The following is a 15,630-nucleotide window of genomic DNA, read 5'->3' on the forward strand; positions in this document are numbered from 1 at the left end:
CACGCCGCCAGCGTTCGTCCTGAGCCAGGATCAAACTCTCATTAAAAGTTTGAGTTCTCACTCATTTCTGTCACTGACAGATTTATTGTTTTTTTTCATTGTTCAGTACTATAACCTCAGTTATAGTGCCCTGCACATTGGTTCGTCTTGTTCAGTTTTCAAAGGTCTTTGTCACTCATTCTCTCTCAAGCGACAACTATATTAGTATATCACAGCCATCTGTCTCTGTCAACAGATTTTTTAAACTTTTTTCAAGTTTTTTTAGCCGCAATACACCATAGTCCGTACGGGATTCGAACCCGTGTTACCGCCGTGAAAAGGCGGTGTCTTAACCCCTTGACCAACGGACCTGAGCTTTTCAACTCTTTCTATTATACCTACTTTTTTACCTTTGTCAAGAACTTTTTTCAGTGAATTTAATTTTTTCTTTTCTTCACTAACTTAACCACTGCTTCTGTCCGTGCAGTGTGGGGAAACATATCGACCGACTGGATATACTGGAGATCATAGACTTTTACTAGTTTAACCAAATCTCGTGCCAAGGTCGAAACATTGCAGGATACATAGACCATTTTGTCTGGAACATAGGTCAGAATGGTATCCAATAGCTTATCATCTAAACCTGTACGAGGAGGATCGACTATCAATGCATCCGCTCGGTAGCCTTCTTGATACCAGCGTGGAATAATCTCTTCTGCTGTTCCCGCTTCGTAATGGGTATTGTCAAACCCCATTCTCTGAGCATTTCTCTTGGCATCTTCTATGGCTTCCGGAATAATGTCCATTCCTCTGAGACTCTTGACCTTATTTGCGAAGGCAAATCCGATTGTCCCAACACCGCAATAGGCATCAATCAGATGATCTTCTTCGCCAACCTCCAGTGCCTTAACTGCTTCACTATAGAGAATTTCTGTCTGCTCAGGATTAAGCTGATAGAACGCTCGAGGGGAGAGAGAAAACTCATAGTCCAGTACTCCTTCTTGAATACTCTCTTGACCCCAAATAATTTCCGTCTTTTCACCATAGATTTCACTTGTTTTTGCTGTATTTGTATTGACAGCAACCGTGACGACTTCTGGAAAATCTTTAACTAAGTCTTTTACTAGCTGGGTTAAATTAAGCTGACGATTTGTGACGATGATTATCTGGACTTGTCCTGTTTTTCTTGCTCGACGTACCATGATGGTGCGAACGCCGAGCGTTTTTCTCTCATCTGTAATTGGAATTTGGTGGTAAGTAAGAAGTTCAGCTAGGCGGTTAGCAATCACTTGGGTTTCTTTATCTTGCACCAAGCAGTCTTTTAACTCTACGAGATAATGAGAGTTTTGCGCATACAAACCTGCTTTGACCTGATTTTTAAATTTTCGAGTCTGAAATTGAAGCTTAGCACGGTAGTACTTTGGTTCCTGCATTCCGATAGTTGGACGGATTTCATAGTTTTCATATCCTGCAGGAGCAAATTTTTTCAGGGCTTGGTGGAGCAAATCCGTTTTGAACTCTAACTGTTTATCGTAGTGGAGGTGCATGATTTGGCAACCACCACATTCATTATAAATCGTACAAGCTGGTACGACTCGAAATTTAGACTTCTTATTAACCTTTAGTAATTTGGCTTCAACAAAGTTACGTTTAACAGAAGTAATCTGACAATAGATATCTTCTCCTTTGAGGGCGCCTGGCACAAAAACGAGGGTTTTCTGGTAGAAACCGATTCCCTCACCATTGATACCCATCCGCTTGATTTTTAAAGGTATTTTTTGTTTGACTTTCAGATTCATACCCCTATCTTATCACATTTTAGGGTATAATAGAACTATGAAAATCACAAAACTTGAAAAGAAAAAACGTCTCTACTTGATGGAGTTAGATGGACAGCAAACCTCTTATATCACGGAAGATACCATTGTCCGTTTTATGTTGTCCAAAGATAAGGTGGTTAGCAAGGAAGAATTAATCGAGATACAGGGCTTTGCTCAGTTTTCTTATGGTAAGAACCTCGCTCTCTACCATTTATCCTTCAAGGCTCGTACCGAAAAGGAAGTGCGAGAGTACCTGAAAAAGTATGATATTGAAGAAAAAATCATTAGTCAAGTTATCGCTAATCTTAAAGAAGATAACTGGATAAATGATCGTCAGTATGTCTACTCTATTATCAACGCAAATCAACTCTCTGGAGATAAGGGACCTTATGTGCTAGCTCAAAAACTGTCTCAAAAAGGGATTGCCAAATCAACGATTGAAGAGGTTTTAAAGGATTTTGATTTTTCGGAGGTTGCTCAACGTGTGGCGGAGAAACTTCTAAAAAAATACAATGGAAAGCTTCCCGCTCGTGCCTTGCAGGATAAGATCATTCAAAGCTTGACGAACAAAGGCTTCTCCTATTCTGATGCTAAGAATGTCTTTGACGACTTGGACAGTCAAGTCGACCAAGAAACGACTCAAGAACTCATTTTTAAAGAGCTAGACAAACAATATGCTAAGTATGCTCGAAAGTATGAAGGATACGAACTTAAACAGCGTTTAACCCAAGTTTTAGCTCGAAAAGGCTATGATTTTTCGGATATAGCCAGCGCTCTCAGAGAATATCTTTAACATTTTCAGGTAAAATTCAAAAAAATTAGACCAATTTATGATATAATAGTAGACGATAAACTTATAAATTGTAGAAAGTTGGTTAGTTATGAAACTTCCAAAAGAAGGCGACTTTATTACAATTCAAAGTTATAAGCATGATGGGAGTCTTCACCGTACTTGGCGGGACACCATGGTACTAAAAACAACAGAGAACGCTATTATAGGCGTCAACGACCACACACTTGTTACCGAAAGTGACGGTCGTCGTTGGGTGACTCGAGAACCCGCTATTGTTTACTTTCACAAAAAATATTGGTTTAATATCATTGCCATGATTCGTGATAATGGGATTTCCTACTATTGCAATATGGCCAGCCCCTACTATCTAGATGAGGAAGCCCTGAAATACATTGATTATGATTTGGATGTCAAGGTTTTCACTGATGGTGAAAAGCGTCTCTTGGACGTTGAAGAGTATGAGCGCCATAAACGCAAAATGAAGTATTCTGATGATTTAGACTATATTTTGAAAGAACATGTTAAAATCCTTGTTGATTGGATCAACAATGGACGCGGTCCTTTCTCAGAGGCCTATGTCAACATTTGGTACAAACGCTACATAGAACTAAAGAATCGGTAAAGTTGTCAAACCGGGGTGAGAGCCCTGGTTTTTTATTTGAAAAACCCAGCCTGAAAGCTGGGTTAATTGCTATATATCTAATTTAGTGACAGTAAACTTGATATGAGAATAGTCTTTTTCAACATCCTTATCCAGCAAAAAAGCCGTGGCATCCTTCTTAACCTGAACAAGATCAATATTCTGGGCTTGAGCCGCATAGACGCATCCACAATAACATTGACGATAAATATCATACTCCTCGCACATCTCCACCGAACGCTTGTAGCCTTGATTTTTCTTGAAATCACTCGGGAGATAGTGGGTGGTATAAATCTTTTGCACATCAATTCCGATGCTGTTGATGGTTTGAGAATTCTTATGGGGACTGATGGTCAAGGCTGAACCAAAGTAGTCAAAGCCCAAATCCATAGCCACTTGCGCTGTTTTGTCCAAACGGTAATCAAAACAAACCTTGCAACGGTCGCCACCTTCGGGTTCTTCTTCCAGTCCTCTGACTAACTTCCGGTATTCATTAGGTTCATAGGGAGCTTCTAGATACTGAACCGTATTGCCTGTTCGCTCATTGAAATCACTGACAAATTTTTTTGTAACGTAAGCCCGCTTGTGGTATTCTGCCTTGGGATGGATATTGGAATTGGCAAAATAGATAGTCACATCAGCGTATTTTGTCAGGTATTCTAGAGTGTAGGTACTACAAGGAGCACAGCAAACATGCATGAGAATAGTGGGACGTTGCTCATTTTTCTCCCAAACCTGAACCATTTTCTGCATGACACGGTCATAATTAATCTTCTGATTGAGATTCATCTTGCTCAGAATTTCTTCTACATCAATCATGTTCTTCTCCTTCTTCTAGTCTTATTTTATCATATAAGTTAGGAGAGCTCAAATCAATTTTAGAAGAGAAAACCTTAAAAGGAGGGATTATGTTCCCTCCTTTTGTGTTTTTTATAAGTTGCTTTTACATCATCCCGCCCATCATGCTTGGATCCATTGCTGGAGCTGGGGCTACTGGTTCTGGTTTATTGGCTACGACTGCTTCTGTTGTTAAAATCAAGCTAGCTACAGAGGCTGCATTTTGAAGGGCAGAACGGCTCACTTTAACTGGGTCAATGATTCCCTCTTCAATCATGTTGACCCACTCGCCAGTCGCTGCGTTGAAACCTGTACCAACTTCCGCATTTTTCAAACGATCGATGACAATAGATCCTTCAAATCCTGCATTGTGGGCGATTTGACGAACAGGTTCTTCCAAGGCGCGGAGAACAATGTTGCGTCCTGTCGCTTCATCTCCTGTCAATTCCAAATCAGCTACGGCTGGAATGACATTGACAAGAGCAGTTCCACCACCTGCAACGATTCCTTCTTCCACGGCTGCACGAGTAGCGTTGAGGGCATCTTCGATGCGGAGTTTCATTTCTTTCAACTCAGTTTCAGTTGCAGCTCCGACCTTGATGACTGCGACACCACCTGACAATTTAGCCAAGCGTTCTTGCAATTTTTCACGGTCAAATTCAGATGTTGTAGTTTCGATTTGAGACTTGATAACCGCAACACGGTGAGAAATAGCTTCAGGATTTCCAGCACCTTCTACGATAACAGTGCTATCTTTGTCCACAGTTACTCTCGCTGCTTGACCAAGCGCCTCAATAGTAGCGTCTTTCAACTCAAGGCCAAGATCTTCTGTGATGACTGTTCCTCCTGTCAAGATGGCGATGTCTTCAAGCATCGCTTTGCGACGGTCACCGAATCCAGGTGCCTTGACAGCTACGACATTGAATGTTCCACGAATCTTGTTCAATACAAGAGTCGGAAGAGCTTCGCCATCCACATCATCTGCAATAATCAAGAGTGGACGGTTGCTTTGGAGAATACTTTCTAGAAGTGGCAAGATTTCTTGGATATTTGAAATCTTCTTATCAGTAATCAAAATGTATGGATTTTCAAGGTCAGCCACCATTTTTTCGCTATCTGTCACCATGTACTGTGATAGGTAACCACGGTCAAACTGCATTCCTTCCACGACTTCGAGCTCTGTTTCCATACCACGTGACTCTTCAATAGTAATGACTCCGTCTTTACCAACTTTTTCCATAGCTTCAGAGATGTATTCGCCGACTTTCTCAGAACGAGAAGATACGGCAGCAACCTGAGCGATAGCTTCTTTGTTAGCAACAGGGATGGCGTTATTTTTCAAAGCTTCTACAGCTGCAGCAACCGCTGCTTCAATCCCACGACGAATACCGATTGGGTTGGCACCCGCGGTGACGTTTTTGATTCCTTCGCGGACGATAGCTTGAGTCAAGACTGTTGCAGTTGTCGTTCCGTCACCTGCGATATCATTGGTTTTTGAAGCTACTTCTGATACCAATTTGGCACCCATATTTTCAAAATGGTCTTCCAACTCGATTTCTTTGGCAATGGTCACACCGTCATTGGTAATCAAAGGTGAGCCAAATGATTTTTCCAACACAACATTACGACCTTTTGGTCCTAAGGTTACTTTAACAGTGTCTGCTAGGATATCGACACCACGGACCATCGCTGAACGAGCATCAGATGAAAATTTAATTTCTTTTGACATACTTACTTTCTCCTTCTATTCTTCAATGATTGCCAAAATATTAGCTTCACCTACGATGATGTACTTTTCATCGCCATCTTTGACATCAATACCTGCGTGGGCTTCAACTAAGACACGGTCTCCAGGCTTAACGCTTGGAGCAACCAAGTCACCATTCAAGGTACGAACACCTTGTCCAGTAGCTACAACTTGGGCTGTTTTTGTTTTTTCTTGGGCTGAGCCTGCAAGGACAAAGCCTCCAACAGTTTGTTCTTTTTCTTCGATTTTCAAGACCACACGGTCTCCTAATGGTTTCAACATCTGTTTTCCTCCATGATAAACTACATATTATTAGCACTCTTTATATCTGAGTGCTAATTTATAGTTCTATTGTATCACTTGGTCAGAAATAGTCAAGAAAAAAGTCTGACTTTGGCAAGATAAAAAGCCTGAGACCAACTCAGACTTTTCAATGTTTATACTCAATGAAAATCAAAGATCAAACTAGGAAGCTAGCCGCAGGTTGCTCAAAGCACTGCTTTGAGGTTGTAGATAAGATTGACGAAGTCAGTTACCTATACCCACGGCAAGGTGAAGTTGACGTGGTTTGAAAAGATTTTCGAAGAGTATTAAAATGGCAATTCCTCCTCTTCCAAGACCAAATCTGCCAAATCCTGTCCTGCGTTATTTTCACGCATAGCACGTTGGGCGCGGCTTTCCAAAAGTTGGAATCCTGTGGCAAGGACTTCAGTCACATAGTTCATCTGGCCCTTTTTCTCGAAGCGACGGGTACGAAGTTCTCCATCCACAGAGATAAGACTACCTTTAGTTGCGTAGCTTGCTAAGGTTTCAGCCAATTTTCCCCAAAGAACCAAATTGACAAAATCAGCTTCACGTTCCCCATTTTGGTCTTTGTAACGACGGTTCACAGCGATAGTTGCTCGCGCTACCGACTTGTCATTGTTGGTTTTGTGCAATTCTGGTGTAGACGTCAAGCGCCCGATCATAATAACTTTATTATACATATTTTCTTCCTCCTACTTATCTATTCGCAAGGAATCAAAAAAAGTTACAGAAATTTGTAACTTTTCGAAGAAATTTTTTATTTTTTATGCACCATGAAACCTGTCGCCTGTTGATTGGCCATAATGGTCATATCTGTAATCTGCACACGGCGAGGCTGACTGGTCACATAGACAACTGTATCTGCAATATCTTGAGCTTGCAAGGCCTCAATTCCCTGATAAACCGTCGCAGCCCGCTCTTTGTCACCATGAAAACGAACTGTAGAGAAATCTGTTTCGACAATCCCTGGTTGAATGGTAGTTACCTTGATATCTGTTGCAATGGTATCAATTCGCAAACCATCTGAAAAAGTCTTGATAGCAGCCTTGGTGGCTGAGTAAACAGCTGCCCCAGCATAGGCATAGATTCCTGAGGTCGCTCCTGTAATCACTACATTTTTCGCCATCTTATCCCCCTCTATCTGCTCTATCAAATACTGACAATTTCCTAGGCAGTCCAGTGTTTGGCTGGGTCAAATGGAGTTCCGACAACTTGGTCTTCTGATAATTCAATAACCCCACGTTTTTGCGGAGCATTTGGTAGATGCAATTCACGAGGGCTGCACATCATACCAAAACTCTTTTCACCGCGAAGTTCGCCTGGGAAAATGAGATTGCCTTTTGGCATCATCGCTCCAGGAAGAGCCACAATGGTTTTCAACCCGACACGTGCATTGGGTGCCCCTGCAACGATTTGCACTGTCTTGTCACTTGCAACGGCCACTTGACAGATGTTGAGGTGGTCGCTATCTGGATGGGCTACCATCTCGACAATTTCACCGACTACGAACTTAGGTTCCTTGTCATTGACAATTTCTTCTGTAAAACCTTCCGCCTGCAATTCTTGGTTCAAACGTTCTACTTGTTCATCTGTCAAAAAGACTTGACCACGCTCTACAATTTCAAACAAACTTGAAACTTCGAAAATATTCCAAGCAACTGTTTCCCCATTTTCTTTGATGAAAACACGGGCTACCTTGCCTTTGCGCTCCACGTCTAGTTTGGCATCTCCGCTGTTTTTCACGATGATCATAAGGACATCGCCAACATGCTCTTTATTATATGTAAAAATCATTCTTTCCTTTTCTCCTAATTCAGTTCTGCTAAAAAGTCGTTAATTTGTTGCTTGCTTTTACGGTCGCGATTGACAAATCGGCCGATTTCCTTGTCCTTTTCTAGCACAACAAGGCTAGGAATCCCGTACACATCCCAGAGTTTGGCTAGATCCATGTACTGGTCACGGTCCACTCGAATAAAGGTGAACTCTGGATTGGTCTCCTCAATCTCTGGCAAGGATGGATAGATATAACGACAATCGCCACACCAGTCCGCCACAAAAAGGAAGACCTTCTTGCCATCTTGCTCGACAAAACCTGCTAGTTCTTCTATACTATCGGGAGTAATCATAAGACTTCCTCCTCATAGACTAGGTCTTCATTTTCATAGACAAAGGTGTAGTGACGGCCATCCTCGAAAATGACTCCTCCGACCAGTCGCTCTAGACTACTTTCGTAGACTTGAACATAGAGAGTCGCAATCTCACCCATATCTGAGAAAAGTTCGCGCACGATAGCGGTCAACTCTTCTTGAGTCTTCATGAGTTTGTGGTTATCTGCTGCTTTTTTAGCCCCCAAAGCAAGGGCACTTAGACCAGCCACAGTCAAGCCAGTCATCCATAATTTCTTAGCTTTCATACCATTCATTGTAACACAAAAAGGGCTCTAGGACAAATAGGGAAGCCGTAGAAAAGCAAGTAAAAAGCCCCTTCCTTAAAGGAAAAGGACTTCTTATACTCAAAGAGCAAACTAGGAAACTAGCCGTAGGTTGCTCAAAACAGTGTTTTGAGGTTGTGGATAGAACTGACGAAGTCAGTAACCATACCTACGGTAAGGCGACGCTGACGTAGTTTGAAGAGATTTTCGCAGAGTATTATTCTTATTGCCAAGCGCCTGAGTTGCCAACGTAGTAGCCATCTGGTGTGTAGGTATTGCGAAGCATCTTACCTGATGAAGCTAGATAATACCACTTACCATTGTCTTTGACCCAATCATTCGCAATCATGGCACCAGAAGAACTTACATAATACCATTCTCCCTTGTCAAAAATCCAAGTGCTTGCTTTCATAGAGCCTGAAGTTGATAAATAGTACCACTTGCCTTGGTCGTAAAGCCAATCACTAGCAATCATAGCTCCTGATGATTTAAAGGCATACCAGTTGCCACCTTGATAGAGCCAAGTTTGATTAAACATAATCCCTTTATCATTCATAAAGTACCAAGTTCCATTGTCTTTAACCCAAGCATTTTGAACTAGTTGGCCTTGGTTTTGATAGTACCAATTTTGGTCTGATTTTAGCCAGCTTTCTGCTTTTACAATCGGATAAAGTTCTCGGAAGGCTCCTCCCCCCTTGTAGGAATGACTGATAGATTCTGGTTTTGTAAGTTTTAACTCACCATTGTCATGGTCTTTCCAAGCATAAACTTTTTGACCATTGATAGTCTCTGGTAAGGTAGCAGTGTAGGTCTTGGTTTGATAGTCCCATTTTGTATCAAGGTAGGTGTAATGGTCTTTTGATTCTTCAATACGGTAGTAGCCACTTTTCTCACCATTATATACATCATCTACCACTTTAGAGGACCAGGTCTTTACTTCATTTCCACTCTTGGCCTCGACCTTGATATCTCCTCTATAGCCATAAGGTACGTAGAAATTCAGGTAACGCCCCTCTGTACCGACCATAGACTTGTCCTTTTCTTGGCCTAGGAAATTGACTGTCTGATCTTGACCATTGAGACTGACCATCCACTCGATTTTCTCAGTTTTTGGCAAATCCAAGACTTTGATATCTACTTCATGGCCATTATTAAATCGAAGAATTTTGCCATCTTGATACTTAACCCCACCCTTAATAACCCATTCTTCTTCCAATTCGAATGCTTTTCCTGAATGAGGGAAAGCCAGTAAAGCTAAACCTGCTAGAAACAAACAAAATAGTGTGATTTTTTTCATTGTACATCCTCTTTAGGAATTATTATATTAATTATATCACTATCTATTTTTTTTGCAAATCTTATCCTAAATATGCTAGAAGAAACCTCTGAGATTCTTCTCAAAGATTCTGATTATGCTAATTACTATTCTCAACTGCTGCAGTAACAAAGGCGGTGTAGAGTTCTTCTGGACGGTTCGGACGGCTGGAAAGTTCAGGGTGATACTGACAAGCTACAAAGAATTTATTTTCAGGAATTTCCACGATTTCTACCAAACGATTATCAGGAGAAACTCCTGAAAAGACAAAGCCTGCTGCCTCAAACTGTTCACGAAAGGCGTTGTTAAACTCATAACGGTGACGGTGACGGCGTTGCACCACTTCTTGATTGTGATAAGCAGCTGCTGCCTTAGAGCCACGTTTCAACTTAGATGGATAAAGTCCCAAACGAAGGGTTCCACCCATATCCTCAACATCAACCTGGTCACGCATAATATCAATGATAGGGTATTTTGTATCTGGTGCAAGTTCAGCAGAATTGGCACCTTCAAGACCCAAAACGTGACGAGCAAACTCGATACAAGTCAACTGCATTCCCAAGCAGACTCCCAACATAGGAACATCATTCTCACGCGCATAACGGATGGCTTGAATTTTTCCTTCCGTACCACGTTGACCAAAACCACCTGGTACGATGACCCCGTCCGCATCAGACAAGAGTTCTGCTACATTCTCTGCTGTCACATCATTGGCGTTGATCCAATTAATCTTCACTTCTGCGTCGTTGGCATAACCAGAGTGTTTCAAAGCTTCAACCACTGAGATGTAGGCATCTTGCAACTCCACATACTTACCGACAAGGGAAATCTTGACTTGTTTTTTCAGGTTCATGACCTTGTCCACCATGGCTGACCACTCAGTCATATCCGCTGCTGGCGCGTCTAATTTCAAATGGTCACAGACAATTTGGTCCATACCTTGTGCCTGCAAGTTCAATGGAATTTGGTAAAGGTGTTCAACATCCAAAGACTCGATAACAGCTTCTGGAGCCACGTCACAAAACTGAGCTAGTTTATTTTTAATTCCTTGACCAGCTGGTTTCTCGGTACGAATGACCAACATATTTGGCTGGATTCCCAAACCGCGTAATTCTTTTACAGAATGCTGAGTCGGCTTGGTCTTCATCTCACCAGCAGCCTTGAGATAAGGAAGCAAGGTTGTATGGATGTACATGACATTATCTGCCCCCACATCTGCCTTCATCTGACGAAGGGCCTCTAGGAATGGCAAGGACTCGATATCCCCAACGGTTCCACCAACCTCTGTGATAATGACATCAGAGTCGGTCGTTACAGCGGCACGCTTGATTTTTTCCTTCAAAGCATCTGTGATATGAGGAATAACCTGAACAGTTGCGCCAAGGTACTCGCCACGGCGCTCCTTACGAAGAACTTCACTGTAAATTTTCCCAGTTGTCACGTTGGAATATTTGTTGAGATTGATATCGATGAAACGTTCATAGTGACCCAAGTCCAAGTCTGTCTCAGCCCCATCATCAGTCACAAAGACTTCCCCGTGCTGGTAAGGACTCATGGTTCCCGGATCGATATTGATATAAGGATCAAACTTTTGAATGGTTACTTTGAGACCACGATTTTTCAAGAGACGGCCCAGACTTGCTGCCACAATCCCTTTCCCAATAGACGATACCACACCACCAGTTACAAAAATATATTTCGTAGACATAGATTCCTCTTTCTAAAATGCTCAAGGTCTTGTTGACTACGAGGGGAAATAGAAAACAAGACCCTTATGAATAACGACTTTTCAAGAAAACTTCCTGAAAAACAAAAATGGCTCCCTAGTAACTAGGGAGCCCCGACCTCTAAAAGAGGTGCCCGAACAATATAATACCTCAAAGCAGAACATTTGTCAACCCGAATTGGTAAAATATGAAAATAAGAAGATTGCTTTCAGAAAACCAACTAAAGATCCACATCCAAACGGATGTATCGCTCAACTACTTTGTCCAAGAAACAAAAAAAGGAGATCAGGCAATCTCCTCTGTGAAGTCTTTTACTCTTCTTCACTCGTTTCAGCGTCATCGTCAGAAAACTCGTCGTCTTCTTCGTTAAGATCCACGTCTTCACCCAAGTCATCAGGAGCGATTTCATTGATTTCTGCATCGTAAGCTTCCACTTCATTTTTCTCATCATCTGGATTTTCATCATCATATGAAAGAGCTGGGTCTGCTTCGTATGCATCTTCGTCTTCTGGATCATCCGCATTGTAGTCAATGGCATCTGAATCGCCATCCATAAAGGCATTGACGCGTTTTTTCTTAGCTTTTGGTGCTACTTCATCGTCGTCACTTTCTTCAAGAGCGATGATCTCTTCGTCGATTTCGTCCACACCATACCATGAACGAAGACCCCATTTGTTGTCTCCAAGAGAGATGAAGCTACCGTCAAAGTTCAACTCTGTGTAGAACAAAGGCAAAGCTTCGCGGATATCGCTGTTTGATGTTCCAAGGTAGTTTTGAATTTCGTTTACAAGATCGCTAAAATGCATCTCATGATCGCGACCACGAAGTTCCAAGATAGCACGCGCTACCTCAATCATAGATAGTTCACTTTTTTCTTGCCCAGCAAATACTTCTAATTCCAAAGCGTTTCTCCTCATTTTTACTACTATCGCCAGAGCAAACAGACTCTGACCTCATTTTATCATGTACTCTTTATTGTACGATAATTTTGCGGAATAGTCAAAGGTTAAATGGGAGAAAGTGACAGGACTTTTATTGGGGTAACTTCTCAAAGTAACTTCCACTTGCCTGACCGAAGTGAAAATTAGTCTAAAACGGATTTTTATGGTGGAATTAAGTATGAGACGTTTGATATTATTAATGCTCACTCAGCAGATAGACTAAGTAGCAAAAGTATCAGGTACTTCTCAAGAAGATATCCCCTTTTGCTAAAAATCTTTCTGGGAAAGGAAATTTGAGAGCTTTTAACGACTGGTTCAATCAAATGAATGCAATCGTTGAGACTAAAATAAAAGTAGAATGGACTAGTCTTAGCAATATTATATTCACGATAAATTAAATTAAATTTTTAAAACAATTCTCTCTTTGTATATGATTTTTAAATAAAGAATTTCTTTGAAATCAATAATCAATATTTAAAGCATCTATTCTTTCTCTAATAGTATTATAGAATTGATTATCAGTATTTTTGATATACATTGCGATTCCTAGTAAATACTCTTTATAATTTGTTTTTCCATACTGTCCAGTATATAGCAAATGCGATTCAACACCATATTTTTCACAATAATATAGTTCTTTTAACAGCTTCCGCTTGTATTTATTAGGAACTGAAATTGAATTGTCTTTGACAACAATACCTGTTATTAACTTAGGACCTTTTCCTTTTATTAATTTTATTTTATCGTTATTTACGATAAAACCATATTTTTCAAGATAATCGGATATATTCTCCTTTATAATCACTAAAGGCGCCACAGCTTTTTTCTTTGAAGAAATAGCTATATCATCTGCATATCTTGAATATTTAAAATCAAATTTTAAATATTCCTCTTCATGAAGTGATTTTATAATCCAATCATCAAATTCCTTCATAATAATGTTAGATATCATAGGACTAGAAACAAAGCCCTGCCTCACATATCCTTTATATGTACATAAAAGAGCCAAACTATGAGAAACTTCTAAATTATATCCCATAGTGATAAATATATTTTTTACTGAAATATGTGGAATGGAATCAAAAAAATTGTGAATGTCCATTTTTAAAAGATTTTGATTTCCTATATGAGTTCCTGCATTTGTAAAAATTGATTTCTCTTTTACATATGCATGGCAAAATTCTGAACAATCTTTTTTCGACAATATATGTTCCACAATCCATTTTTGAATTGATTTCAAATGAATAGTGGGACTCGAGATAAATCTAATTTCCCCATTTTTCTTAATTCTAGGATACACTTGATTGTTATTTTCTACAAAATCTTCAATATTACTGGTTAATTCTATTTTAAAGAGTTTTTTTAACTGTTGTACACTGATTAATTTTGGAATCATATTCCCTCCAAAAAAACCATCAACTATAGTTGATGGAATGAAGTACTTAACTTACGGAACTTGTGAAGTAAGTTAAAGTCATGGGAAATTTTTCGAAATGTAAATGTAGAAAAATTTTTCATGACATGAAATTACTTCATAAAGAATCACGTTAGTATAACAACTTTGCTATACCTGACTAAAACTTTTAGTATCTCTACTTCTTTATTATTATATCAAAAAAAATAATTAAATCAAGGCATTTTCATCAATAAAATCATTCCACTTAGGTAACTTACATACCCCCGCTATAGTTGATTTACCCAATCTCGTTAACTTCACATTTGAAAAGTCTCCCTCTAACTTAATATAACCTGCATTTTTTAAAGCGTATAGAATTTGGTGGATTAGTCCACATGGTGAATCTAGAATTTTAGCTACAATAGTGGTCGCCTGTGCGTATGCAATATTGTTTAGGTTATTTAATAATACTAATAAAATTAAATTGATTTTTCTATCTGTTTTTATTGCTGATAATTGAACACCTGGACTACATCTAAAATCACATTTGTCTAATAAATCTTCTAACTCTTTTAAATCATCTTCTCTTTCCAACAAAGACCAATTAGTCCTTGGGAATAACGGTTTCCAATCCCTATTATTACTTTTCCAAAATAATGCTATTGTATTATTAGGTGTTTCTAAATACGATGACACTAAAGCATTCAAACTATATTCTTCATCCCTAATTTTTAATTTCTTTGTTAAATTCTTAAAATCACCCTGATATCCAATAAAACCAGTAGAATCTTGTGGAACAAAATAATCAATTGTATCTGTGAAATCATTTTGATTAATATACTCTTGTAATTTATCTTCCCCTTGAACACTAATCTCTAAGAACAAAAAAGTTATTTTTATTCCAAATTCTTTTAGTGAATTTATATATCCTATAATCTCTGGTTTATTAAGAAATTTTGATACTAAACTAGTACCAGTTCCTACAAAATCTTCAAATATGATAATACGATTCAAACTCTTATATTTTCTAATGTTTTTAGAATTTGCAGTTTGTCTTATTTCATTCGCTAGATTGTCCAACTCCAAGTTTGGACTACCACACTCTTCTAAAAGTTCCGCCCAAGCCCTGTGATCTCCTATAAATCTAATTAAATCTTTTAACAATGTTTCAGTAAAGCCATTGTATACATCTGCTCTACCATTTTCTTTGACTTCATATAAAAGAGGAGCAACTATGCTAGATGATTCCGCTCTCGCATCTTCTTTTTTTAAATAAGTAAATATATAATTATCAAAAAAAGATAATTTATGTTTCAGAAAGTCTTGAATTCTATTTTTGGAATAGTAATTATAATTATCTAACATTGAAAAATAGATTTCATCAAAATCACCATTCTTCTTAAAAAAATTACTTTGTAACTCAATTGCGTCTTTAATCCAGCTATCAATATTATTCCTATTTTTTTGAGTAATCTGTAAATATTTTGTCTCTAATTTACTCTTAACGTCTTGACTATTATCCATTAATAAACACCTAAATTTTATTCTAATCTAATTATACCAAAAAAGAGGCTGAGAAAAAACTCAATTTCAGTAGAAAATGAAGTAAATCTTCCCACAATAAAACGCATAATATCAAGTTTTTTCAATACCTGATACTATGCGTTTTTTAGATTTTAAGACTTTTTCCCCAGCCTC

Annotated in this window: 15 protein-coding genes, 1 tRNA gene and 1 pseudogene; 2 read left to right on the plus strand and 15 right to left on the minus strand. The window is 39.2% G+C overall.

Annotation, left to right across the window (positions count from 1 at the left end; translation table 11 throughout):
• Positions 1–278 precede the first annotated feature (278 nt).
• A tRNA-Glu gene (locus B7714_RS02355) sits at positions 279–350 on the minus strand.
• Positions 351–416: 66 nt separating this feature from the next.
• Positions 417–1,778 (minus strand): 23S rRNA (uracil(1939)-C(5))-methyltransferase RlmD, encoded by a 1,362-nt coding sequence (rlmD, locus tag B7714_RS02360; protein WP_042902060.1) that lies wholly within the window; start codon positions 1,776–1,778, stop codon positions 417–419.
• A 37-nt stretch (positions 1,779–1,815) separates the two neighbouring features.
• On the opposite strand from rlmD, the gene recX reads away from it, so the two are divergent.
• Both recX and ntdP read left to right on the plus strand, forming a co-directional pair.
• Positions 1,816–2,592 carry a recombination regulator RecX gene (recX, locus tag B7714_RS02365; protein ID WP_084859541.1) on the plus strand — a complete coding sequence of 259 codons (777 nt, stop codon included), beginning with the start codon at positions 1,816–1,818 and terminating at the stop codon, positions 2,590–2,592.
• Positions 2,593–2,680: 88 nt separating this feature from the next.
• A complete protein-coding gene (gene ntdP, locus B7714_RS02370) occupies positions 2,681–3,214 on the plus strand; it encodes a nucleoside tri-diphosphate phosphatase (RefSeq protein ID WP_000775318.1) in 534 nt (177 codons plus the stop codon).
• 69 nt (positions 3,215–3,283) lie between these two features.
• Here ntdP and B7714_RS02375 read toward each other — a convergent pair whose 3' ends face one another.
• The 13 genes and pseudogenes from B7714_RS02375 to B7714_RS02445 all read right to left on the minus strand — a co-directional run bounded on the left by B7714_RS02375 (position 3,284) and on the right by B7714_RS02445 (position 15,456).
• A complete protein-coding gene (locus B7714_RS02375) occupies positions 3,284–4,051 on the minus strand; it encodes an epoxyqueuosine reductase QueH (RefSeq protein WP_000567555.1) in 768 nt (255 codons plus the stop codon).
• 124 nt (positions 4,052–4,175) lie between these two features.
• Positions 4,176–5,798, minus strand: a complete 1,623-nt coding sequence (gene groL, locus B7714_RS02380) for a chaperonin GroEL (RefSeq protein WP_000031560.1) — start codon at positions 5,796–5,798, stop codon at positions 4,176–4,178.
• A gap of 15 nt (positions 5,799–5,813) precedes the next feature.
• Positions 5,814–6,098 (minus strand): co-chaperone GroES, encoded by a 285-nt coding sequence (gene groES / locus B7714_RS02385; protein WP_000917326.1) that lies wholly within the window; start codon positions 6,096–6,098, stop codon positions 5,814–5,816.
• Positions 6,099–6,406: 308 nt separating this feature from the next.
• The gene (locus B7714_RS02395) at positions 6,407–6,802 is read right to left on the minus strand and encodes a single-stranded DNA-binding protein (protein ID WP_000282457.1); all 396 of its coding nucleotides are present in this window, start codon (positions 6,800–6,802) and stop codon (positions 6,407–6,409) included.
• Between the two features lie 77 nt (positions 6,803–6,879).
• Positions 6,880–7,224, minus strand: a pseudogene (locus tag B7714_RS02400) (SDR family NAD(P)-dependent oxidoreductase); the annotation flags it as partial.
• Between the two features lie 65 nt (positions 7,225–7,289).
• Positions 7,290–7,916 carry a YtpR family tRNA-binding protein gene (gene ytpR, locus B7714_RS02405; protein ID WP_061428416.1) on the minus strand — a complete coding sequence of 209 codons (627 nt, stop codon included), beginning with the start codon at positions 7,914–7,916 and terminating at the stop codon, positions 7,290–7,292.
• 14 nt (positions 7,917–7,930) lie between these two features.
• Positions 7,931–8,248, minus strand: coding sequence for a thioredoxin family protein (locus B7714_RS02410; RefSeq protein WP_061428414.1), 318 nt, complete (start codon positions 8,246–8,248; stop codon positions 7,931–7,933).
• Positions 8,245–8,544 carry a DUF4651 domain-containing protein gene (locus B7714_RS02415; RefSeq protein ID WP_002875970.1) on the minus strand — a complete coding sequence of 100 codons (300 nt, stop codon included), beginning with the start codon at positions 8,542–8,544 and terminating at the stop codon, positions 8,245–8,247. The genes B7714_RS02410 and B7714_RS02415 overlap by 4 nt, the downstream gene beginning before the upstream one ends.
• A gap of 232 nt (positions 8,545–8,776) precedes the next feature.
• Positions 8,777–9,850, minus strand: coding sequence for an N-acetylmuramoyl-L-alanine amidase family protein (locus B7714_RS02425; RefSeq protein ID WP_061428412.1), 1,074 nt, complete (start codon positions 9,848–9,850; stop codon positions 8,777–8,779).
• A gap of 118 nt (positions 9,851–9,968) precedes the next feature.
• Positions 9,969–11,576, minus strand: coding sequence for a CTP synthase (locus tag B7714_RS02430; protein ID WP_084859542.1), 1,608 nt, complete (start codon positions 11,574–11,576; stop codon positions 9,969–9,971).
• Between the two features lie 330 nt (positions 11,577–11,906).
• A complete protein-coding gene (gene rpoE / locus B7714_RS02435; protein ID WP_000418415.1) occupies positions 11,907–12,497 on the minus strand; it encodes a DNA-directed RNA polymerase subunit delta in 591 nt (196 codons plus the stop codon).
• 499 nt (positions 12,498–12,996) lie between these two features.
• A complete protein-coding gene (locus tag B7714_RS02440; protein WP_070800412.1) occupies positions 12,997–13,932 on the minus strand; it encodes a reverse transcriptase family protein in 936 nt (311 codons plus the stop codon).
• A 228-nt stretch (positions 13,933–14,160) separates the two neighbouring features.
• Positions 14,161–15,456 carry a phosphoribosyltransferase-like protein gene (locus tag B7714_RS02445; RefSeq protein ID WP_084859543.1) on the minus strand — a complete coding sequence of 432 codons (1,296 nt, stop codon included), beginning with the start codon at positions 15,454–15,456 and terminating at the stop codon, positions 14,161–14,163.
• Between the last annotated feature and the right edge of the window lie 174 nt (positions 15,457–15,630).

Source organism: Streptococcus oralis subsp. oralis, from assembly GCF_002096595.1.
Lineage (GTDB): Bacteria > Bacillota > Bacilli > Lactobacillales > Streptococcaceae > Streptococcus > Streptococcus oralis_D.

Coding starts and splice junctions, on each gene's coding strand:
- B7714_RS02425 (WP_061428412.1), bottom strand. CDS start 9,850: ATGAAAAAAATCACACTATTTTGTTTGTTTCTAGCAGGTTTAGCTTTA.
- B7714_RS02445 (WP_084859543.1), bottom strand. CDS start 15,456: ATGGATAATAGTCAAGACGTTAAGAGTAAATTAGAGACAAAATATTTA.
- ntdP (WP_000775318.1), top strand. CDS start 2,681: ATGAAACTTCCAAAAGAAGGCGACTTTATTACAATTCAAAGTTATAAG.
- groES (WP_000917326.1), bottom strand. CDS start 6,098: ATGTTGAAACCATTAGGAGACCGTGTGGTCTTGAAAATCGAAGAAAAA.
- B7714_RS02415 (WP_002875970.1), bottom strand. CDS start 8,544: ATGAATGGTATGAAAGCTAAGAAATTATGGATGACTGGCTTGACTGTG.
- B7714_RS02440 (WP_070800412.1), bottom strand. CDS start 13,932: ATGATTCCAAAATTAATCAGTGTACAACAGTTAAAAAAACTCTTTAAA.
- groL (WP_000031560.1), bottom strand. CDS start 5,798: ATGTCAAAAGAAATTAAATTTTCATCTGATGCTCGTTCAGCGATGGTC.
- B7714_RS02430 (WP_084859542.1), bottom strand. CDS start 11,576: ATGTCTACGAAATATATTTTTGTAACTGGTGGTGTGGTATCGTCTATT.
- recX (WP_084859541.1), top strand. CDS start 1,816: ATGAAAATCACAAAACTTGAAAAGAAAAAACGTCTCTACTTGATGGAG.
- ytpR (WP_061428416.1), bottom strand. CDS start 7,916: ATGATTTTTACATATAATAAAGAGCATGTTGGCGATGTCCTTATGATC.
- rlmD (WP_042902060.1), bottom strand. CDS start 1,778: ATGAATCTGAAAGTCAAACAAAAAATACCTTTAAAAATCAAGCGGATG.
- B7714_RS02395 (WP_000282457.1), bottom strand. CDS start 6,802: ATGTATAATAAAGTTATTATGATCGGGCGCTTGACGTCTACACCAGAA.
- B7714_RS02375 (WP_000567555.1), bottom strand. CDS start 4,051: ATGATTGATGTAGAAGAAATTCTGAGCAAGATGAATCTCAATCAGAAG.
- B7714_RS02410 (WP_061428414.1), bottom strand. CDS start 8,248: ATGATTACTCCCGATAGTATAGAAGAACTAGCAGGTTTTGTCGAGCAA.